Source organism: Streptomyces sp. NPDC003379 (assembly GCF_053589195.1).
Genome location: NZ_JBSFRK010000049.1, coordinates 1 through 21,428, shown reverse-complemented (window position 1 = coordinate 21,428; position 21,428 = coordinate 1). Strand labels below are relative to the sequence as shown.

Annotated in this window: 13 protein-coding genes and 4 pseudogenes; 15 read left to right on the top strand and 2 right to left on the bottom strand. The window is 71.5% G+C overall.

Annotated features, from left to right (window positions below):
- The first annotated feature begins 119 nt into the window (after window positions 1-119).
- The 14 genes and pseudogenes from ACWDVB_RS33460 to ACWDVB_RS33395 all read left to right on the top strand — a co-directional run.
- Window positions 120-383: a phosphopantetheine-binding protein gene (locus tag ACWDVB_RS33460; RefSeq protein WP_451517820.1), complete on the top strand. Its 264-nt coding sequence runs from the start codon at window positions 120-122 to the stop codon at window positions 381-383.
- A 3-nt stretch (window positions 384-386) separates the two neighbouring features.
- Window positions 387-3,464 (top strand): non-ribosomal peptide synthetase, encoded by a 3,078-nt coding sequence (locus ACWDVB_RS33455; protein ID WP_451517819.1) that lies wholly within the window; start codon window positions 387-389, stop codon window positions 3,462-3,464.
- Window positions 3,465-3,552: 88 nt separating this feature from the next.
- Window positions 3,553-6,552, top strand: a complete 3,000-nt coding sequence (locus ACWDVB_RS33450; RefSeq protein WP_451517818.1) for a type I polyketide synthase — start codon at window positions 3,553-3,555, stop codon at window positions 6,550-6,552.
- Entirely contained in the window at window positions 6,549-7,670 is a 1,122-nt protein-coding gene (locus tag ACWDVB_RS33445) for a MupA/Atu3671 family FMN-dependent luciferase-like monooxygenase (protein WP_451517817.1), read from the top strand. The genes ACWDVB_RS33450 and ACWDVB_RS33445 overlap by 4 nt, the downstream gene beginning before the upstream one ends.
- Window positions 7,667-9,475 (top strand): condensation domain-containing protein, encoded by a 1,809-nt coding sequence (locus ACWDVB_RS33440; RefSeq protein ID WP_451517816.1) that lies wholly within the window; start codon window positions 7,667-7,669, stop codon window positions 9,473-9,475. The genes ACWDVB_RS33445 and ACWDVB_RS33440 overlap by 4 nt, the downstream gene beginning before the upstream one ends.
- A complete protein-coding gene (locus tag ACWDVB_RS33435) occupies window positions 9,472-10,767 on the top strand; it encodes an MFS transporter (protein WP_451517815.1) in 1,296 nt (431 codons plus the stop codon). The genes ACWDVB_RS33440 and ACWDVB_RS33435 overlap by 4 nt, the downstream gene beginning before the upstream one ends.
- On the top strand, window positions 10,760-12,058 hold the full coding sequence (locus ACWDVB_RS33430) for a condensation domain-containing protein (protein WP_451517814.1): 1,299 nt from the start codon (window positions 10,760-10,762) through the stop codon (window positions 12,056-12,058). Before ACWDVB_RS33435 ends, ACWDVB_RS33430 begins: the two co-directional genes overlap by 8 nt.
- The gene (locus ACWDVB_RS33425; RefSeq protein ID WP_451517813.1) at window positions 12,055-12,744 is read left to right on the top strand and encodes a thioesterase II family protein; all 690 of its coding nucleotides are present in this window, start codon (window positions 12,055-12,057) and stop codon (window positions 12,742-12,744) included. The genes ACWDVB_RS33430 and ACWDVB_RS33425 overlap by 4 nt, the downstream gene beginning before the upstream one ends.
- Window positions 12,745-12,913: 169 nt before the next feature.
- On the top strand, window positions 12,914-14,515 hold the full coding sequence (locus ACWDVB_RS33420) for an amino acid adenylation domain-containing protein (protein ID WP_451517812.1): 1,602 nt from the start codon (window positions 12,914-12,916) through the stop codon (window positions 14,513-14,515).
- 25 nt (window positions 14,516-14,540) lie between these two features.
- Window positions 14,541-16,373 (top strand): 2-isopropylmalate synthase, encoded by a 1,833-nt coding sequence (locus tag ACWDVB_RS33415; protein ID WP_451517811.1) that lies wholly within the window; start codon window positions 14,541-14,543, stop codon window positions 16,371-16,373.
- Between the two features lie 274 nt (window positions 16,374-16,647).
- Window positions 16,648-17,108: pseudogene (locus ACWDVB_RS33410) on the top strand (ATP-binding cassette domain-containing protein); the annotation flags it as partial.
- A 157-nt stretch (window positions 17,109-17,265) separates the two neighbouring features.
- Window positions 17,266-17,505: pseudogene (locus tag ACWDVB_RS33405) on the top strand (ISKra4 family transposase); the annotation flags it as partial.
- On the top strand, window positions 17,489-17,836 hold the full coding sequence (locus ACWDVB_RS33400) for a RidA family protein (RefSeq protein ID WP_451517810.1): 348 nt from the start codon (window positions 17,489-17,491) through the stop codon (window positions 17,834-17,836). The pseudogene ACWDVB_RS33405 and the gene ACWDVB_RS33400, both read left to right, overlap by 17 nt.
- Window positions 17,837-18,054: 218 nt before the next feature.
- Window positions 18,055-18,416 (top strand): annotated as a pseudogene (locus ACWDVB_RS33395) (transposase); the annotation flags it as partial.
- Here the strand turns inward: ACWDVB_RS33395 and ACWDVB_RS33390 are convergent.
- A pseudogene (locus ACWDVB_RS33390) lies at window positions 18,412-18,990 on the bottom strand (transposase); the annotation flags it as partial. The pseudogenes ACWDVB_RS33395 and ACWDVB_RS33390 overlap by 5 nt on opposite strands.
- A gap of 190 nt (window positions 18,991-19,180) precedes the next feature.
- Window positions 19,181-20,149: an NADP-dependent oxidoreductase gene (locus ACWDVB_RS33385; RefSeq protein ID WP_451517809.1), complete on the bottom strand. Its 969-nt coding sequence runs from the start codon at window positions 20,147-20,149 to the stop codon at window positions 19,181-19,183.
- A 130-nt stretch (window positions 20,150-20,279) separates the two neighbouring features.
- On the opposite strand from ACWDVB_RS33385, the gene ACWDVB_RS33380 reads away from it, so the two are divergent.
- Window positions 20,280-21,266, top strand: coding sequence for a GlxA family transcriptional regulator (locus ACWDVB_RS33380; RefSeq protein ID WP_451517808.1), 987 nt, complete (start codon window positions 20,280-20,282; stop codon window positions 21,264-21,266).
- Window positions 21,267-21,428 lie beyond the last annotated feature (162 nt).

Genomic DNA, 21,428 nt, shown 5'->3' with positions numbered 1-21,428 from the left:
TGATCTCGTGGGCAGTTGAGGCGACGACCCAGTGGCAGGCGCCTGGCAGACCCGGGAAATTTCCCACAGTACGCGTGTGGCGAAGAATTCGGACGAATGGAATTCGGGGGGACTGTTCAGTGGAATCGAATTCATATCCATCCGGTGTCTCCACCGGTGATGCCGCGCGTCTGGCGGAGAGTCTCTGGAGTGAGATCCTGGGCTCCGACGCCGATACCGGCACCGGATTTCTGGAGAACGGTGGCGATTCATTCCGCGCGGTCCTGCTGACCACCCGTCTGTACGAACTGACGGGGCGTGAGATCGAGTACCTCGACGTGCTCGAGGCGGACGGAGCCGGGGCGATCGCCCGTCTGCTCACCACCGACACCCCGGGGAGCTGACCCATGGGCTGGGAACTGGCACCCAACCAGATCGACCTCTACACCGCCGACCACGCCGCCGACGACCCCGCCACCTACCTCGTGAACGCGGTCTACCGGATCACCGGTCCCGTCGACCCGGACCGCCTCGCCCGGAGACTGCGGCGGCTCTGCGTCGCGCACCCCGTCCTCGCGGCCCGGGTGGTCAAGGACGGAGCCTCCTGGTTACTGGAGGAGGTGCCCGACCGCCCCCAACTGCTGTGCATCCCACTCGACACCGACCCGGACGGCACGGCGGCCCGGCAGCGGGTGCACGACGAACTGCGGGTCCCGCTGGACTTGGCCGAGGGTCGGCTGCTGCGGGCCGTCCTGCTCCAGTACCGGCCGGACACCGCCGATCTCCTGCTCGTAGCGCACCACCTGGTCGTCGACGGGCACTCCATGGCACTGATCGCCCGTTGGCTGCTGACCGACGAACCCAGCACGTCCGGTCCCGCCTTCGCCGACTGGGCCGCGACCGCCCGCGACCGGCAGACCGCCCGCGCCGCCGACGCGGCCGCGGTCCGTGCCGAACTCGCCGCCGCGGACAGCGCGCCCTCCCTCGACTGGGCCGCGCCGGACGGCCCCCCGCCCCAGGACGAGTCGACCGGCGGAGTCGCCGAGGCCCTCATCCCCGCCGTGCTGCACGAGGGCATCCGGCAGCTGAGCGCCGGCCTCGGCATCACGGCCCACTCAGTGGTGCTGGCCGCCGCTGGGCTCGTCATCGGCCGCAACTCCGGCTGCTCCCGGCCGGTCGTCGGTACCACCGTCTCCCGCCGCCCGGCCGCCCACGCCACCACGGTCGGGTACTTCAACACCACCACGCCGGTGCCCGTCGGCCTCGACGACGGGTCCACCGTGTCGGACTTCCTGCGCGCCGTGCACCGGCGCGGAATGCGGGCGTACCGCGAGTCGGATGTGCCCCTGTCCGCCGTCTGGCCCTCCTCCGCCGGCACCACACCACAGGTGGTGCTGGCCGCCATCGACGCCCTGCCGCACCTCACCGACGGCGAGCTGACCGCCGCACCGCAGCAGGACCAGGGACTCGGCACGGCCCACTTCCCGCTCACGATCGGTCTCTACCAGCAGCCCGACCGGCAGGGCGGGATCCGGATGCTGCTGCGGCACCAGCGCGCCTTGGTCGACGACTCGGCCGCCACCCTCTTCTTCCGGCAACTGCTCCACGTACTCGGCGAGTTCACGAAGACGCCGGTTCGGCTGCTCGGTGCCGTGGACACGCTGCCCCGCCCGGAGCTGCTCGCCGGGCTCGACACCGGGTGCGGCGAGCCGCTCGACGTACCCGCCCGCACCCTGCCGGAGCTCTTCGAGCAGCAGGCCGCCGCCGTCGCCGACAGGACCGCCGTCGTCTGCGGCGCGGACCACCTCACCTACCGCGAACTCGATGAGCGCTCCAGGGCCCTGGCCGTCGCGCTCGGCGAGGCCGGAGTACGGCCCGGCGACCGGGTCGGCGTCTGCCTGGACCGTGGCACCGGCCAGGTGACGGCCGTCCTCGCCGTGCTACGCGCCGGAGCGGCCTATGTGCCCCTCGACCCGGACTATCCACCGCAGCGCCTCGCCTTCGTCGTCGAGGACACCGGCCTGCGCACCGTCATCACCCAGGAAGGACTGCTGCCGGGGATGCAGGGGCTGCGCATGGTTCCGGTGGACGCCGAGCCCGGGAATCCGGACTGGCCGCTCCCCTCCCTGACCCCCGACGCCACGGCCTACGTGATCCACACCTCGGGGTCCACCGGCCGACCCAAGGGCGTCCTGGTCAGCCACCGCAACGTGGCCGCGCTGCTCGCCGCCACCCGGCAGGAGTACGCACCCGGACCGGACGACATCTGGTCGTACTTCCACTCGCTGGCCTTCGACTTCTCCGTCTGGGAGATCTGGGGCTGTCTGCTGAGCGGCGGCCGGCTTGTCGTCGTCCCCTACGACGTCTCGCGTGATGCCGAGGCGTTCCACACCCTGCTGCGTGCCGAGGGCGTGACCGTCCTCAACCAGACACCGTCCGCGTTCGCCCAGCTCATCAACACCCGGGCCTTCCAGGACGGCGGCCTCGCGGTACGGCTGCTCATCTTCGGCGGCGAGGCCCTGGACCGCGGCATCCTGCTGCCCTGGATGGACCGCTATCCCGAGGACGTCTGCCGCGCCGTCAACATGTACGGGATCACGGAGACCACCGTCTTCTGCACCTGGCACACCGTCGACCGCGCCGAGGCGCGGCGCGGCAGCCGCTCCATCGGACGCCCCGTTCCCGGCTGGGACATCCACGTCCTGGACGGTCGCGGACGCCCCGTCCCCCCGGGCGTGCCCGGGGAGATCCACGTCGGCGGTGCCGGCGTCACCCAGGGCTACCTGGACCGGCCGGAGCTGAACGCCGAGCGGTTCCTGGACGGCCTGCCGGTCCTGCCCGGCCAGCGCCTCTACCGCAGCGGCGACCTGGGTCGCTTCCTGCCCGACGGTCGGCTGGAGTACCTGGGCCGGCTCGACGAACAGGTCAAGATCCGCGGACACCGCATCGAGCCCGGCGAGATCCGGCACTCCCTGCTGGAGGACCCGCGTGTGCGGGCCGCCGCCTGTGTGGTGCGCACCCCCGGCGGACCGGACACCGCGCGCGTGGACGCCTATGTCGTCACCGACCGACCCGACGCCCTCGACGACATCCGCCACCGGCTTGCCGACCGGCTCCCCGGCCATGCGCTGCCCGCCACCCTCACCACGGTGCCCGACCTGCCCCTGACCCCGAACGGCAAGCTGGACACCGCCCGGCTGCCCGACCCCGCACCGGCCGTGCCCACCGCCGGCCGGGACTCGGGGCCGGCGGAACCCGACGGCCCCTGGGCAGCCATGGCCGCGACCTGGCAGGAGGTCCTTGGGGTGCCCGTCGGCGCGGACGACAACTTCTTCGACCTCGGCGGCACATCGGTGCAGGCGGTCCTACTCATCAGCGCCCTGCGCGAGGCGGACTTCCCTGACGTCCGTCTGCGGGACGTCTTTCGCAACTCCACCCCCAGGCGGCTGGCCGCCGCGCTCGACCAGCGCCCGGCGCAGTCATGACCCGACGAGTCCGGTCCGGGGGAACGGACCGTCCTCGACCCGGTCATTCGTTTTCGGCCTGGTCGCACGCACCTGAAGGAGCACCGGCATGACTGAGTCGGACCGTCCGGACAACGCCGTGGCCGTCGTCGGACTGGCGCTGCGGGTTCCCGGGGCGTCGGACCCCGGCACGTTCTGGGCGAACATCCTCACGGGCCGGGTCTCCCTGCCCGCCGCCCGGGAGGACCGCGAGGGCCCGGCCGACGGGCGACTGATCGCGGGCCAGATCGACCGCTACGCACGGTTCGACGCCGAACTGTTCGGCATGACGCACGCCCAGGCGGCGACCACCGACCCCCAGCACCGCGTGCTCACCGAGCTGGCGTGGGAAGCCCTGGAGGACGCCGGACTCGACACCGAGCGCGACGACGGCCGGGTCGGTGTGTTCGTCGGCTGCGGACCCGATGACTACCTGCACCACCACGTGCTGCGCGACGACCGCGTGGTGCGCACCCAGGGCACTGAGCAGATCTTGTTCGGCAACTCCCGTGACTACCTCGCCACAGCCCTGTCATACCGGCTCGGCCTGACCGGTCCCAGCATGACGGTGCAGACGGCGTGCTCCACCTCCCTGGTCGCTGTCCACCAGGCCGTGCGCAGCCTGCTGACCTACGAGTGCGACATCGCCGTAGCGGGCGGCGTGACCGTTTTCCCCGTCGAGCGGCCCGAGTACCGGTGGGCCGAGGGCGGCATCTACGCACCGGACGGCCGCTGTCGCGCCTTCACCAGAGGCAGCGGCGGAACCGTTCCGTCCGGCGGGGCCGGGGTGGTGGTGCTGCGGCGATCCGCCGACCTGCCGGAGCCGGGCCGGGCCGCCCGGGCCCACATCGTGGGCAGCGCCGTCAACAACGACGGCGCCGACCGGATGGCCATGTCCGCGCCGAGCCCGCGCGGGCAGGCAGAGGTGATCCGCGAGGCCCTGGAGGTCGCCGGACTCGCCGCCGAGGACGTTGGCTACGTCGAGGCGCACGGCACCGGCACCGTCCTGGGCGACCAGGTCGAGCTGGCCGCGCTCGCCGAGGTGTACGGCGACGCGACGCCGGGCTGTGCGATCGGCGCGGTGAAGCCGAACGTCGGCCACACCGACACCGCCGCCGGAGTGGTGGGCCTGATCAAGACGGTGCTGGCCCTCCAGCACGACACCGTGCCGCCGGTCCCCGCCCAGCCGGGCGATGGCGCGGACGCCGAGTGGGGCGCGGCCAGGTTCTTCATCCCCCGCCAGGCCCGGCCATGGAGCGGGACGGTGCCCCGTGGCGCCGCCGTCAGCTCCTTCGGGCTCGGCGGCACCAACGCGCACGTGGTCCTCTCCCCCGCTGCCGCCGGACCCGCCGCCGGCCCCCGGGCGGCCGACGAGCCGGAAGCCGCCGACGGCCCCCGGGTGGCCGTGTTGACGGCCGCCACACCCCAGGCACTGCGCGACCGCGCCCGGGACCTCGCCGCCTGGCTGGACGGCCCCGGAGCGGACACCGGCCTCGGCGAGGTTCTCGGCACCCTCTGGCACGGGCGGCGCCATCTGGCGCACCGGGCCGCGATCGCCCTGCCCCCGCATCCCGGGCAGGCACTCGCGGCACTGCGACAGGGCCTGCAGGAGGTGGCCGAGGGCGCGGACGTGCCACCCGCCGGGCCCGAGCCCACCGTGGCCGTCCTGCTCCCCGGTCAGGGCGTGCGGGTGTCGGCGGCCGACGCACCGGCCGACCGGGACCCGGCGTTCGCGGCCGACCTGACCCGGTTGCAGGACGCCGTGCTGCGCGCGGGCGGACCCGACCTGCGGGACTTCACGGCCTGGGACGGCGACGACCCCCGGCTGCTGGACACCGCGGTCGTACAGCCACTGCTGTTCACCCTCGGCCTGGCCCACCTGTGGTGGCTGGAGCGCAGGGGCGTACGGCCCGGCACCCTCTTCGGACACAGCGTTGGTGAGCTGACCGCCGCCGCGTACACCGGGGTGTTCGACGTCGAGGACGCCGCGGCCGCCGTGGTCCGGCGCGGGGCGCTGATGGGCGAGGCCCCGCCCGGAGCCATGCTCGCGGTGCCGCTCGACGAGGCGGCCGCACGCGTGATGGTCACCGGACTCCCCGCCGATCTGTGCGGTGTCAACGGCCCCGACGATGTCGTTCTCGGCGGTGATCTCGCCACCGTCGCCGAAATCGAACGGCGGTGTGGCGAGCACGGACTCGCCACCACCCGCCTCGCCACCTCCCACGCCTTCCACACCCGCTCGATGGAGCAGGCCGCCGCCCGTTTCGAGGAGTTCCTGCGTACGCTGCGGCTGTCCGCACCGCGCACCAGGGTGATCTCCAACGTCTCCGGTGCGGAGCTGACCCCCGAACAGGCCACCGACCCCGGCTACTGGGCGGCCCAGCTCCGCGGGACGGTACGGCTGGCCGACGGCGTCCGCACCCTGCTCGCCGGGCCCTGCGACGTGGTCGTCGGTGTGGGCGGCAGCCGGTCACTGACCAACCCGGTGCGCCGCGCGGCCCGTGCCCTGGGCACGGCACGGCCGCCCCGGATCGTCGAGATGCTCGGCGGGTCCGGCCAGGACGTGACGCTCGCCCGTCACACCGCCCTGGCCGGGCTGTGGGCGGCCGGTTGCGTCGTCGACCTGGCCCCGCCCCGCCCGGACCGGCCCGCCCCGCTGCCGCGCTACCCGTTCGCGGACACCCGGCACTGGATCGAGGCGCCCGGCACGCCGTCCGAGGACGTGGACGCCACCCCGCCCGGCGTCCAGGAGACCGATCCGGCCGCCCCCGCCGCGCAGCCGGCCGAGGCGAGCGAGATCGCCACCGTGATCACCGAGATCTGGCAGGACGCCTTCGGCGGGGCGCCCCTCGCCCCCGAGGACAACTTCTTCACGCTCGGCGGCACCTCGCTGCAAGCCGCGCAGCTCATCAGCGTCATCAACGACACACTGCTGCTCGCCCTAGTGCTCGGGGACCTGTACGAGCACTCCGACCTGGCCGCGTTCATCAGCCGGGCCGAGGAACTGGCCGGCGAACGCGACGACGAGCAACTCCTCCAGCTGCTCAACGAGATCGAGGAAGTGCCGTGACCGACCTGTCCCACCGTCTGGCCGCCCTCTCCCCCGAACAGCGCAGGCTCCTCGGGCGCAGGCTCCAGAACCGCACGGCCCGCGAACCCGCCGAGGCCAAGGCCGCCGGCGCTCCCGAGCGGCAGAGCCTCTACTTCTTCGCGAGCGCCGACGCCCTCTCCGCGCAGGAGTACTACCGCTTCGTTTTCGACGCGGCACGCCGGGCCGACACCGCCGGACTGCACGCCGTCTGGCTGCCGGAGCGCCACTTCGTGGACTTCGGCGGGCACTCGCCCAACCCGGCCGTCCTCGCCGCGGCCGTCGCCGTGCAGACCGAACAGGTGCAGATCCGGGCCGGCAGCGTCGCCGCCCCCCTGCACCACCCGGCGCGCATCGCCGAGGACTGGTCCGTCGTCGACAACCTCAGCGGCGGCCGGGCTGGCATCTCCTTCGCCAGCGGCTGGCATCCCGACGACTTCGTCCTCGCCCGCACCGACTACGCACAGCGGCGCGAGACCACCCTGCGGATCATCGACCAGGTACGGGCCCACTGGCGTGGCGAGAAAGTGAGCCATCCCACGACCGCGGGCGGCACCGCCGCCGTCCGCACCGGCCCCGCGCCCGTACGACGCGACATGCCCGTCTGGCTCACCTCGGCGGGCAACTCCGCCACCTTCGCGTCGGCCGCCCGCGCCGGGCTCGGCGTGATGACCGCGCTGCTCGGCCAGACAATGCCTCAGCTGCGGGAGAACATCGCCCACTACCGCCAGGAGTGGCACCGCGCCGGCCACCCGGGGGACGGCGACGTGGTGGTCATGGTGCACGCCTACGTCAGCGAACGCGCCGACCTCGAGGAGTTCCTGCGCCCCGCGATGCACGGCTACCTGAGGGCGTACCGGAGCCAGACCACCTCTCCCGGCGAGGACGAGACATTGCTGCTGGAGAGCGCCTACCTCAACTACCTCGCCGGCCCCTCCCTGCTGGGACCGGCAGCCAAGGCGGCCGCCGTCCTCGGGCAGCTGCGGGAGGCGGGCGCCGACGAGGTCGGCTTCCTGATCGATTTCGGTCTGCCCACCGCCGAGGTGCTGGCAGCCCTGCCCGCCCTGTTCGCCTGTGTTCCCGCGGAGCGTGACCGATGACCGCAGCCGCCGACAAAGCCGCCCTCACGGCCCGGCTCGCCGGCCTCACCCCGCAGCAACGGGCCGCTCTGGCGGCACGGTTGTCCCGCGGGCGCCAGGGGCCACCGCCACTCGTGCCACGGACCGGGCCGCGCGACACCGCACCCCTGGGCATGGACCAGGAACGCCTGTGGATCCTTGACCAGCTCTACCCCAGCACCGTCACCTACACCCTCGGCTTCGGACTGCGCTTCGTCGGGGAGTTCCACCGCGAGGCGTTCGAGAAGGCCGTGGCCGCCGTGGTGCGCCGGCACGAACTGCTGCGCAGCACCGTCGAGGTGGAGGGCGCGCAGCCACGGCTGCGCCTGCACCCGGACCGCGGCGCGGACCTCACCTTCGTCGATCTGTCGGCAGGTCCGGCGGCGGAGAAAGAACCGCGCCGCAGGGAGTTCGTACGGCAACAGGTGCGGCGGCCGTTCGACCTGTCCCGGGATCCGGTGCTGCGCATCGGCGTGGCCGACCTCGGCGGGGACCACCAGATCGTCCAGACCATGCCGCACTCCTTCACCGACCAGTGGTCGTACGTGCGGCTCAACCAAGAACTGCTGGAGGCCTACCAGGCCCTCCTGGAGAGCCGGGAGCCCGAACTGCCGGAGCTCCCCGTGCAGTTCGGCGACTACGCGCAGTGGCAGCGCGCGTACTTCGAGACCGAGTACGGCGAACGCCACCGCGCGTTCTGGCGCGACTACCTCGCGGACGTACCGGATGTGCCCCTGCTGCCGTACGACCACCCGGTCGAGACCGAGGACCGGCTCGGCCGCCAGCACAACTTCGTACTGGACAAAGGCACCGCCGCCGCGTTCATCGACCGCGCCAAGGCCGCCCGCAGCACTGTCGCCAACGCCATGGTGGCGGCATACGCAGCCCTACTGTACGAGGAGAGCGGCGAGCGCGACGTCCTGATCGGGGTGCCCAGCGTGACCCGCGGCCAGGCCGCGGTGCGGGATCTGGTCGGCTTCCTGCTCACCAATGTGCCGCTGCGGGTCCGGCTGCCCGAGAACCCCACTCCGAACGACTTCCTGGCCGCGGCCCAGGCGGCGGGCGCGGCCGTCGCGGCCCACCACGAGACGCCATTCGGCGAGATCGTCCGGGCCGCTGCTCCCGAGCGGACCGCACACGGCTATCCGCTGCTGCGCACCATGCTCGTCCACCTGGACCTGGCCGAGACGGTCTCCTACGAGGTGCCCGGCGCCACCGTCTACGCCAATGCCGTACCCGAGGGCATCTCCTCGATGGACGTCACGGTCGCCTGGTGGCACCTCGGCGACCTGGTCTACGGCCGGTTCGAGTACCGCACCGCCCTGTTCGAGCCGGAGACCGTCGACCGGCTCGCCCGGCGACTGCTACAGCTGGTCGAGCTCTTCGCCACCTCCCCGGACACCCCGCTCGTGAGCCCCGCCGCCCGGGCCCGTGACACCGTCGCCGCCGCCTGGCGCGAGGCACTCGACCAGGACACCGCCGGACCGGACGACGCCTTCGCCGCGAGCGGAGGCACCCCGCTGCTCTCCGCCCGGCTGGCCCGGCTGCTGCGCCGGGCGGGCTTCGACGCCGGACCCCGGGACATCGCGCCCGGCACCACGCCCGCCGAACTGACCGCTCGGCTCCTGGCGCGCGGGAACCCGCTGCGGCCGGGCACCCCGCCGGATACCGCGGTACCCGGTGTGGTCGGGGTCTCGGAGGATTATCTGGAGCGCCTCTTCGCCGACGCGAGCGGCGCCCCGGCCCGTGACGTCCTGCCCCCCACCCGCCAGGAGGACACCCCATGACCACTGCCGCGGAACCCGGGCGAGCGGTGCCGCACCGTCGGCCGCTGTTCGTACTGCTGCTGGCGCACTACCTCTCGTCGTTCGGCAACGCCATCACGGTCATCACCATCCCGCTGTACGTCCTCCACAGCACCGGCAGCTCCGTCTCCACCGGACTGGCCGGCTTCGCCAACACCCTTCCGCTGATCTTCGCGGGAGCCATCGGCGGGGTCTGGATCGACCGCGTCGGCGGCAAGCGAATGAGCGTGCTGAGCGATGTCGTCGCGGGCGTCTCCATCGGCCTTGTCCCGCTGCTCGACGACACGGTGGGACTGCCGCTGCCTGTCCTGATGGGACTGCTCTTCGGCCGCAGCCTGGGCTCCACGCCGACCGGCGCCGCACGACAGAGCCTGATCAAACCGCTCGCGGAGCGGGGCGGGGTCCGGCTGGCGAGCGCGAACTCCTGGATGCAGGGCGCTCCCAGGCTCGGCTTGCTGGTCGGCGCACCGCTGGCCGGCCTGCTGATCGCCGTGTCCGGACCGGTGACCGGCATGTACGTCGACTCCGCGTCCTTCCTTCTCTCCGCTCTCCTGGTCGCGGTCGGCGTGCCCCACAGTTCACGTCCCGCCTCCGCAGCGCAGCACCAGGAGGGATTCCTGCGGCAGCTCGCCGAGGGCGCCAAGGTCGTCCGCGGGATACCCGTGGTCGGCGCCATGACGGCGTTCGTCTTCGTCACCAACTTCCTCGACGACGCCTTCACCCCGGTCATCCTGCCGGTCTACTCGGACCAGGTGCTCGGCAGCGGTCAGTACCTGGGCTGGCTGGTGGCCGCCTCCGGTTGCGGCGCCGTCGTCGGCACATTCGGCTACAGTCCCGTCAGCGCCCGCTGGTTCACCAGCCACCGCTGGACCCTGCTGGGCTGCTTCCTCGTCATCGGCGCCCTGCGCCTGACCCTCACGGGCATGCCGGGCGCGGTGCTGAGCATCGTGATCTCCTTCTTGCTCGGCCTCGCGGCCGGCCCGCTCAACCCGGCGCTCTCCACTGTGATGATGGAAAAGGTCCCGGCAGAGGTCTTCGGCCGGGTCTTCGCCCTCACCTCCGCCGTCGGGATGAGCGCCGCCCCGATCGGCATCCTCGTGGCCGGCTGGTCGATCCACGGCATTGGGCTGCGCGGAACCCTCCTCTGCTTCGGCGCCTCGTACATCGTCCTGGTGCTCGTCTCGCTGCGCAGCCGCGCGCTGCGCGACATGGACACCCCGTCGGCCCCGGCCGAGGAGTCCGCGGCCGCCGACAAGGAGGCAATTCGTGAGTGACGACGCACCGGTCCGGGTGCAGCGGGCCTCCGCGCTGGAACGGCAGTTCTGGGTCGGCGAGCAGATCGCGCCGTCGACCCGGGCCAACCGGGCCCTCGCCCGGATCCGCGCCGACGGTCCGGTCGAGCACGGTGCGCTTGAGGCGGCGCTGAACGTGGTCGCCACCCACCACGAGGCGCTGCGCACCGCCTTCATCGTCGAGCGGGGGGAGTTGGTGCGCAAGGTGCTCCCTCCCCGGGACGTCCCGCCCCCGCTGCACCTCCCCGCGAGAACCGGCAGCCACGAGGCGACCGCCGCCCTGCTGGCGGATGACTCCCTGGACCTTGGCGCCGGGCGGCTCTTCCGGGCCGCTGTGGCACCCGACGAGATGGGAGCCACGGTCTACCTGGCGGTGCATCACATCGCCTTCGACGGGATGTCCCAGGAGATCTTCGCCGCCGATCTGGCTCGCGCCTACGCCCTGGCGGTCACGGGCGAGGAGCCCGTGCTGCCCGTCCGCGAACGGGCGGAGCCCGCCATCATGACCCCCGCCCGGCGCGCGGAACTCGCCACCTACTGGCGGACGATGCTCGACGGGGCGGCCGACCTGCCTCTCCCGGGTTCTGCCGTCGGCCCCGGCCCCAGCCAGCGGCAGCTGGCCCAGGCCGATCTGGCAGAGGACAGCCTCGAGTTACCGGCCGACACTTGGCAGGCGGTGCGTACCCGGGCTCGGCACAGCGGCTGCTCGCCGTACGCGGTGCTGCTGGCGGCCCTCGGCCGGGCACTGGCGGAACTCACCGGCGGCGCAGGCTTCTGCGTCGGAACGCCGGTGGCCGCACGTACACCCGGCCAGAGCGACGAGATCGGCTATCTGACGAACACACTGCCGGTCCGAATGCCCGAATTGTCCAAGCCCGGAGTCGTCGAACGGGTCTGGGGCTCCCTGCGCGAGAGCGTCATCGGTTCCGCGCTGCCGTGCGACGAGATCATCCGTGCCGCCCGGACGACGCCCGGTCGGCGGATGCCCGTGTACCAGGCACTGTTCGCCTTCGAGAACTGGGAGCGGGCGGCACACGCCGCGGGCCCGGTGCAGATCCGCGCCCTCCCCGTCCCACCCGTCGGCGGGCACGCGGAGATCCAGCTCCAGGTGACCGAGCTGCCCGTCGGCACCCTGCACTGCGTCGCCCAGGCCCCGCTCAGCAGCCCCTGGCAGGGGCGGTCGGCCGCCCTGCTGCGCGCCTTCGACGACCAGTTGGGGCTCCTGTGCGCCGACGCCGGCACCCGATCCTTCGGCCAGGAGAACACCGTATGACCACCTCAGTGATGTGCCTGCCCTACGCGGGCGCAGGGGCGGGCGTCTACCACCCCTGGCAGGTTCTGGAGTCCGCCGCACTGCGCGCCGTACCCATCCAGCTCCCCGGCCGTGAGCGGGAGTTCGGCAAACCGTTCTATCAAGACTTCTCCGAGGCCGCTGCCGGAACAGCGCGGCGCATCCGGGAAGCCGCCGCGGACGGACAGCCGTTCATCGTCTTCGGGCACAGCTTCGGCGCGCTACTCGCCTACGAGGCCGTCCGGCACTTGATCGACACCGGCGGCCCACTGCCCCGGCACCTGGTGGTCAGCGGCTCCGTCAGCCCCTCCCACCGGCAGGCCGAACGGCTCGACGGTGACGACGAGGAGGTCGTCGCGCGGGCCAGGGCCATCGCGTGCCGTGACATACCAGAGTACGCCGACTCCCGGCTGCGGGACATCCTGCTGCCGGTCATGAGAGCGGACGTGAACCTGCTGGCCGGTTACACGCCGGCCGCCGGCGATCCGTTGCCCGTTCCGATCACCGCGATCCGCGGTGGCCAGGACTACCTGGTGCCCGAGAAGGAGTGGCTGGACTGGGAGGCCTTCACCTCCGCCGGCTTCGACGCCCTCGAGTTCGCCGGGGGCCACATGTACGTGACGGACCGGTGGCCGGAGCTGTGGAAGACGCTGGAGCAACTGTTGTGAGCCCATCAAGAGCGAGGTGTGCGCACGCCCTGCGCCCGCGGCGTGCGATCGCCCGTGACTGAGCGGATGCCTGTGCTCGAGGTGCGAGCTCGCCCCCGAGTGCTGCTGCCACTGCCCTCCGCCTCCCTCGCCGTACCGCCCGGAAGCCACGCAGAACAGGACGTGTCCGATGGAACCCGCCACTCTCGTCGACCTTTTCGCCGCCAGCGCCGAACGCTACCCCGAGCACATCGCGCTGGACGTGCGGGACACCGCGCTCACCTACCGGCAACTGGACGCCGCGGCAGCCCGGATGGCCGCCGCCATGGTCCGGCAGCTCCCGTACCGCCCGGCCAGGATCGGGCTGTTCGCGGCCCGCAGCCTCACCACCTACACCGGCTATCTGGCCGCGCTCCGCCTCGGCGCGGCCGTCGTCCCGCTCAACCCGTCCTTCCCGGCCGGCCGGCTCCGCGCCATCGCGGACATGACGGATCTGGACCTGATCGTGGTCGACGAGCACGCCGCAGCACGGGCCGGTGAACTGGCCGCCGCGGAGAGCGCGGACGGGACGGACGGCCGGAAACTGCCTCCCCTGGTCACCTTCACCGACGCCGAGGCGGCCGGCGCGGTAGCGGCCGGCGAGGACGACGTGCGGCCGGCTCCCGTCGTGCGGGTGTCACCGGAGGACGTCGCGTACATCCTGTACACCTCCGGTTCCACGGGCCGCCCCCGAGGTGTGCCGATCCGGCATGCGCGCGTGGTGCCGACGCTGCGCTGGCTGGTCGAGTACAACGCCTTCACACCCGAGTCCCGGGTCTCACAGAACGTGGAGATCTCCTTCGACGTCGCGGTCTTCGAACTCTTCGCCGCCTGGGCGAGCGGAGGCGCCCTGGTGGTACCCCGCCCCAACGACGTCGTACGGCCGACGCCCTACGTGAACGCCAAGCGGGTCACGCACTGGTTCTGCGTTCCGTCGGTGGGCGGCATCGCCGCCCGCACCGGAGCGCTGGCACCGGATTCGATGCCGTCGCTGAAGGCCGTCATGTTCGGTGGCGAGCGGCTGCTCGCCGAACAGGCAGAGCAGTGGGCCGCGGCGGCGCCCCGGGCACGGCTGTGGAACCTGTACGGGCCGACCGAGGTCGCGATCGTCTGCTCGGGGCAGGACCTCGGTGGGAAGGGGTCGCTGCTCGAGGCGGGCGCCAACGGGACCCTGCCGATCGGAGAGGTGCCACCGCACCTGGACCATGTCATCCTCGACGGGGGTGAGCCCGCCGAGACGGGCGAGCTGTGCGTCCGGGGCGTCCAGCGCTTCGACGGCTACCTCGACCCCGCCGACGACGTGGGCCGTTTCGTGGAGTGGAGCCCGGGGCAGGCGGCGGTGGTCCACGACGGCACGGCGCCACTGACCCGGGACCTCTGGTACCGCACCGGCGACCGGGTGTGCCGGGAGAACGGCGCCCTGGTCCACCTGGGCCGCCTCGACCACCAGGTCAAACTGCGCGGCCACCGCATCGAGCTGGGCGAGGTCGACGCGGCCCTGGCCCGGCACCCCGCAGTGCGCGACGCGGTCGCGGTGGTGCAGGAGCACGAGAGCGATACCGAGTTGGTCGCCTATTACACGGGCGAGGCAGTCTCGCAGAGCGACCTCACCGCGTTCCTGCGCTCCCGGCTGCCCGTCTACATGATTCCTAGGCGGTTCACGCATCTGCCGAAGCTGCCGCTCAACGCCAACGGCAAGGTGGACCGCACCGCCTTCGCGGCCGGACCGCGCTCCGCGATCCAGGCCGGCTGAGCTCCGGATTCAAGGGAGACACAACATGACCGCAGCCCCGTCGCCCCTGCCCGTCCAACCTCGGCTCACCACGCCCACGGGACCGCGCGGACCGGATCAGCCGTGGTGGAACACCCAGCTCGCTTCGGCCATGCCCTTTTCCCGCTACGAGCGGTCCGGCACACGGCTTCCGCTGACGGACCGCACCTGGCCGACGAAGTCCTTGGTCAGGGCCCCGCTGTGGGCGTCGGTCGACCTCCGGGACGGCAACCAGGCGCTGCGCGACCCGATGGACATCAGGCGCAAGAGAGCGATATTCGACCTGCTCGTCCGCATGGGCTTCAAGGACATCGAGGTCGGATACCCCTCGGCCAGCGAAGCGGACTTCTCGTTCGTCCGCACGCTGATCGAGGAGGACCTCATCCCGGACGACGTGACGATATCCGTCTTCACGCCGGCCCGGCCCGAACTGATCGACCGGACCTTCGAGGCCGTCGACGGGGCGGACCGGGCGGTGGTGCATCTGTGCCACGCCACCGCCTGCCTGTGGCGCGACGTCGTCTTCGCGATGACCACCGGCGAGGTCGAGGAGATGGCAATCCGGGCAGCAAAGCACGTCGCCCGGCGCGCGGACGCCATCAAGAGAACCCGGCTGCGTTTCCAGTACTCACCGGAGACGTTCAACGTAACCGAGCCGGAGTTCGTCCTGCGCCTGTCGAACGCCGTCGCCGCGCTGTGGGACGCGAGTCCGGACCGCCCGGTCACCCTCAATCTGCCGACCACGGTGGAGACCGACTCGCCCAACGTGTTCGCCGACCAGGTCGAGTGGATGCACCGCAACCTCGACAACCGGCGGTCGGTCATCCTCTCCGTCCATCCGCACAATGACCGCGGCACCGCGGTCGCCTCCGCGGAGCTGGCTGTCCTTGCGGGCGCCGAGCGGATCGAGGGCACGCTCTTCGGCAACGGGGAACGCACGGGCAACGTCTGTCTCGCGACGCTGGCGCTGAACCTCTTCAGCCAGGGAATCGATCCCCAGCTGGACTTCTCGGACATCGACGGGATCCGCCGCACGGTTGAGTTCGCCAACCAGCTGCCGGTGCCGCCCCGTCACCCGTACGTCGGCGACCTCGTGCACGCGGCCTTTTCCGGCACGCATCAGGACGCCATAGCCAAGGGCCTGGCCACGATCGAGCGCCGTGCCGCTGAAGCGGGCACGCCTGCCACCGCGGTGCCCTGGAACGTCCCTTACCTGCCCATCGATCCGAAGGACGTGGGCCGGACGTACGAATCCGTCGTGCGCGTCAACAGCCAGTCCGGCAAGGGCGGGGTGGCGTATGTCCTCAACACCGCGTACGGGCTGGACCTGCCACGCACGATGCGGGTGGAATTCGGCCGCCGTGTCCAGCGTGCCGCGGACTACCGAGGCGGCGAACTCACCTCGCGCGAGCTGCACGCCCTCTTCACCGAGGAGTACCTGAAGTTCGACCGGCCGCGGCTCACGCTCAAAGAGTTCCGGATGACGCCCGGCTCCGTCGGCGTCACCCTCGCCGCCCTGGTCGCCCTCGCGAACGGCGAGGAGCGGCGCCTGACTGCCGACGGAATCGACGCGGCCACCGCCTTCGCCGCCGCCCTGGCGGGCATCGGCATCACCGTGCAGCGGCCAGAACTGACCTGCCACCCGCTGCCCGACCCCGTCGGTACCCGCTTCGCCGCCTACGCGCGAGTCACCGTCGACGGCACGGTCCACCACGGCGCCGGCATCGCCGACGACGCGGAACTCGTCCGGTTGACGGCGGTGGCCTCCGCGGTCAACCGAGCCCACGGACGACCCCAGGGCGTCCTCGTGGCTTCTGACCGCATCGCCCCGTCGCCGTGAGGCCGGGGCATGCCTCGTAGGGTCGGGGACCGGCGCGGTGGCTTCCGCTCCGTTTCCAGCGCCCGCCGCTGCGCACGGTGCGTGCGGTTCTCCCGCACACGGCCATGCTGATGGCACGCTCTCGTTGCACGCCCTACCGCAGCTCTGCTCACCAGGAGTCGCCTGGCAGCCTGGGCAGATCCGGAAACGGCCTTGTACCTCCTGAGCCGGCGTTTGAGCACCGGGAGTTGGTGGTCGCCACGTGAAGGCGAGAGTGTGCTGAGGGTCGCGGTAGGTGGCCGCGCTGCCGCAGGAGTGGGGCGGCGACTTCGAACTGAGCGTGCGCGAGGTCGGCGCCTGGGGCCGTACGCCCTACAAGCGCGGCTTCGCGGGAGACGACGCCACCGACCGGAACACCGTCTCCCGCACCCTGGTTGAGGTGGGATGGCGTAGTACACAGGACGCCGCTTCACGGCCCTGTCCGGGGGCGAACGGCAATGCGGCCCGTCGGCGCGGGCGTTGGCCCAGGACCCGGGTGTCCTGGTGCTGGACGAGCCGACCTACCACCTCGCCATCCATCGCCAGGTGGGCCTGCTCGCCCTGCTGCGTGCCCAGCGCCGTACAACTGTGGTGTCGCTGCACCACCTCAACGTGGCGGCGTCCGTTTGCGACCGCCCGCACGTCCTGGACCACGGCACGCTGGTTGCCTCCGGCCGGCCGCGCGAGGTCTTCACGCCCGGGCTGCCGGCCGATTTGCCATCCGGATCCGCGGCGTGCCAGCTCAGAGGGCGGGGCCCCAAATCCGAGAAGCAGCAGGTCAGATGCTCCAGAGAGCTGTCCGGCTCTAGTCGAGATGCTGCAGGCCAGGGGTTCACAAGTAGCCGACGCAGGCCTCACCCACTGCTGCTCGTGACACCTCACCGGTCACCTCGACCAGCTCCACTACGACACCGCTCTCGCGGCCGGCTGGCCGATCGCCACCGGCGCCGTCGAAGGCGCCTGCCGCCGCCTGACCGCTGACCGCCTCGACATCACCGGCGACCGCTGGGGACTCACCGGCGCCGAAGCCGTCCTCCAACTCCACGCACTGATCACCAACGGCGACTTCGAGGACTACTGGCGCTACCACGCGGGGCGTGACCATCAACGCCTCTGCCAAGCCCGACCTTTACGTGTCCGGGCAGCTGTCTCACAACCATCACGGCGACTTTGTGGGCGCAGACGACTTCGAACTGCAGGTCCGCACCACGCTGGGAAACCTGGACCGGGTGCTGAAGCAGTTCGGAGCCGAGCGTAGCCAGATAGTGGAGACCACGGTGCTGGTGAGGAATTTGCGGGAGAACTTCGATACGACCGCACGCCTGCACGCCGAGTACTTCCGAGAACACCGGCCCACCAGCACGGTCATGGGCATTGCCGATCTGGCGCTGCCGGACCAGCTCGTGGAGATTGGCGCGCTTGTGCGTCTCGACATGAAGTCGTAGGCCAGAAGGCCGGTCCGATTCCTTCCTGGCCTTATCGGTCCGTCGCGTTCGCCGCGGTACGTTGCGGCGGCCGTCGCTGCTTGACAAACGGCATTAGGAATCGGTGCCGTGTCGGAATCTCACGGTCGATGCCGGATGGAGATCGGATCCGACGCGCAGCTGAGAGCCACAGGCAACGCCCGTCCCTCGTTCGGATGAAGACCCTATCGGTGTGGAAACTCAGCCTGCGGCAGCTGGCCCCGTTGTTCGCAGTGTCCAAGTCCACTGCCGACCGGATCATCGCCCACCGCGGGCCATTGCTCGCCCTGCAGCTTCGCACAAGGTTCCGGAAGGACACCGTGCTGATCGTCGATGGCACCCTGGTCCCCACCTGGCACCACACGATCGCCGAGCAGTCGAAAAACTACAGGTCTTCACCAACCACCGAGTCGTCATCGACGCCGACACCCGTCTGGTCGTCGCCGTCGGCCGAACGGTCCCGGGGAACCGCAACGACTGCAAGGCGTGGGGGCTGTCCGGAGCGAAGGACGCCATCGGCCGGACCACCGTGATTGCTGACGGCGACTACCGGGGCAGTGGTCGGCATCGCTGACGATCATGATGTCCGGGTCCCCGGCCTGCCACTGGCCCGCGGTGATGAGCCGTTCAACGACTCCTCGGAGCTGGCCGGGGTGGTCGCGGTCGCGTCGTCCGCCGGGCCGAGCCGGACCGCGTGCAGGGGCGCGGTCCATGACGTGGTGCCCGGCTCCAGCACGGCGACGAAGGAGTAGGGCCAGCCTGGAATGAACCGCGACGCCGTCTTCGCACGGCCGTAGACGTGGTAGAACAGCCGCTCCGCCGAGCACGGCGCGTCCGAACGAAGCTACGGCGACACATCGACCGCCAGCACCAGGCGCCCGCCGTCGAAACGCGGCAGCGACAGCCCAGCCAGCACCGTCCGCCGCCGATCGACGTCGTGCCGGCCGTGGTTCAGGCCGCCATACATCGCTCCGTGCCCACGACGATGCTCGGGCAGCAGCGCCAGATCGACCAGGGACTTCACCGCACCGTCCGCACACAACACCGCGTCCACCAGCTCGAACAACTCGTCTTGGTGCCCGCCAACGTGTCCCCCTAAGCTCGGAGAACTCTCCCCGGAAGCGCGACGCTTCGGGCGGTACCTCTGGGGGTGCGCCGTCGTGGGGCCTTGTGCCTGATCGGCCACGGGGCGGGCAGCGGAGTCCGCGGCCGGATCGGTCGTGTCCGGTTCCGGGGCGTTCTCCAGGCTCTCTTCTCTGGGATCGTCCGGGTTCTGCTCGTCTTCGTCGTCCCCCGTTAGCCGCAGGGCAGAAGCAGCGGGGTGGGTCAGGAGGTGACGGACAGGACGATCTTGCCGGTGGTGCGGCCGGTCTCACCCAGCGTGTGGGCCCTGGCGGCTTCTTCGAGAGGGAAGACCGCGTCGGCGATCACGCGCAGGCGGCCGTCCTCGACCAGGGAAGTGATCTCGCGCAACCCCGCATGGTCGGGCTCGACGAGCATGAACACCGCCCGTACTCCTGCCGCTTCGGCCTCCTTGGCGGGGAAGGTGTGGTTCAGCGGCAGGATCGAGATCAGCGTGCCGCCCGGCCGCAGCGTTCGCAGGGACCGGGCCCAGTTGGGGCCGCCGAGGGCGTCCAGTGCGACATCGATGTCGCGGAGGGTCTCGGCGAAGTCCTGGGCGTGGTAGTCGATCAGCTCGTCGGCGCCCAGCGAGCGCAGTAGCTCGTGCTTGGCGGCGCTGGCGGTGCCGATGACGTACGCGCCGCGGGCCTTGGCAATCTGCACGGCCAGGTGGCCGACGCCTCCGGCGGCCGCGTGGATCAGGACGCGCTGGCCGGGCTGGACGTTCGCGGTGTCCACCAGGGCCTGCCAGGCGGTCAGCGAGGCCAGCGGCAGGGCACCGGCCTGGATGTGGTTCAGGCCCTTGGGACGCGGAGCGAAGTGCCGGGCCGGGGCGGCGACGTACTCGGCATAGGCACCGGCCGGGTGCGGGAAGCGCGGCATCCCGAACACCTCGTCGCCCGCCTGGAAGAGTGTCACCCCTTCGCCGGCCGCCTCGACCACCCCGGCGACGTCAAAGCCGAGCGTGAACGGCGGCCTAGCGCCATTGGCGAACACGCCCCGATCGCGGGTCTTCCAGTCGGCTGGGTTCACGCCCGCCGCGTGCACCCGGACCAGGATCTCGCCCCGGCCCGGGACCGGGCGCTGCGTCTCGATGACCTTGAGGACGTCCGGTGCTCCCGCGGCGTCCTGGGAGATGGCGCGCATGGTCGAGGGGGTGGTGGCTTGGTCCATGATGACGTGCTCTCTTCAGCAGGGGATCGTCTTGTGGTTTATGCCGGTTTTCTTGGGCACTTCCCAAGACTGCCTGGGTGGACAGCTCCCCAGTAGTGGCCCGATGGTCAAGGAATGAAAGGATCGGGTCATGCACCACGTTGGCGTTCTGGCCCTGGATGGGGTGGTCCCCTTCGAGCTCGGTATCCCCGCGCGGATCTTCGGCGCCGCCCGCGACAGCATGGGCAACCAGCTCTACTCCGTGACCACGTGCAGCATGGACGGGCGGCCCGTCCGCGCCGAGGCCGACTACCAGCTCACCGTCGCCCACGACGCCTCCCTGCTGGCCGCCGTCGACACCGTCGTCATCCCGCCCTCCCACGCGTTGGGCCCCATTCGCGAAGAGGGCCGCCTGCCCGACGCCCTGCGCGAGGCCCTGGCTGCCATCCGCCCCGGAACCCGCATTGTGGCGATCTGCACCGGCACCTATGTGCTGGCCGCCGCGGGACTGCTCGACGGCCGCCCCGCCACCACACACTGGCGCGAAGCCGACCGTCTGCAGCGCATGTTCACCACTGCGCGCATCGACCCCGACGTCCTCTTCATTGACGACGGCGAGATCCTCACGTCCGCCGGGGTCGCCGCCGGCATCGACCTGTGCCTGCACATCGTCCGCCGCGACCACGGCAGCGACATCGCCAACGAGGTCGCGCGCTCCTGTGTCGTACCGCCTTGGCGCGACGGCGGTCAGGCCCAGTACATCCGGCGCCCCGTCCCCGCCTCCACTGCCCCGGGTACCGCCTCCACACAGGCGTGGATCATGGAACGTCTCTCTGAACCCGTCACCCTGGCCGACATGGCAGCCCACGCCAACGTCAGCCTGCGTACCTTCACCCGCCACTTCCGCAACGAGGTCGGCACCAGCCCCGGCCAGTGGCTCATCCGCCGACGCGTCGACCTGGCCCGGCACCTGCTGGAGACCACTGACTGGCCCGTCGACCTGGTCGCCGACCGCGCCGGATTCGGCACCGGTGTCTCCCTGCGCCAGCATCTTCATGCCGCCATCGGGGTCACACCCCAGGCCTACCGCCGCACCTTTCGCCCCACACCCGCCGACGGTTCAGCGCAGCGGCAGTGAGCGACCCACCGTTCCGCCTGGCCTACGGCAGGTCTCCGGCGTATTCCGGCAACCCTCCAGGCACCGTCTCGGCATGCCCCTCCGAGCAGCGCCTGGTGCCGGTCCGGCTCTTCTATGCCTGCACTCTTGCGGCGAGTTGGGGTGTCCATGACTATGGGCCGC

What these genes read in the sequence shown, in the direction of transcription:
- ACWDVB_RS33455 (WP_451517819.1), top strand. Translation starts at nt 387, where the DNA reads ATGGGCTGGGAACTGGCACCCAACCAGATCGACCTCTACACCGCCGAC.
- ACWDVB_RS33450 (WP_451517818.1), top strand. Translation starts at nt 3,553, where the DNA reads ATGACTGAGTCGGACCGTCCGGACAACGCCGTGGCCGTCGTCGGACTG.
- ACWDVB_RS33440 (WP_451517816.1), top strand. Translation starts at nt 7,667, where the DNA reads ATGACCGCAGCCGCCGACAAAGCCGCCCTCACGGCCCGGCTCGCCGGC.
- ACWDVB_RS33435 (WP_451517815.1), top strand. Translation starts at nt 9,472, where the DNA reads ATGACCACTGCCGCGGAACCCGGGCGAGCGGTGCCGCACCGTCGGCCG.
- ACWDVB_RS33425 (WP_451517813.1), top strand. Translation starts at nt 12,055, where the DNA reads ATGACCACCTCAGTGATGTGCCTGCCCTACGCGGGCGCAGGGGCGGGC.
- ACWDVB_RS33420 (WP_451517812.1), top strand. Translation starts at nt 12,914, where the DNA reads ATGGAACCCGCCACTCTCGTCGACCTTTTCGCCGCCAGCGCCGAACGC.
- ACWDVB_RS33415 (WP_451517811.1), top strand. Translation starts at nt 14,541, where the DNA reads ATGACCGCAGCCCCGTCGCCCCTGCCCGTCCAACCTCGGCTCACCACG.
- ACWDVB_RS33385 (WP_451517809.1), bottom strand. Translation starts at nt 20,149, where the DNA reads ATGGACCAAGCCACCACCCCCTCGACCATGCGCGCCATCTCCCAGGAC.
- ACWDVB_RS33380 (WP_451517808.1), top strand. Translation starts at nt 20,280, where the DNA reads ATGCACCACGTTGGCGTTCTGGCCCTGGATGGGGTGGTCCCCTTCGAG.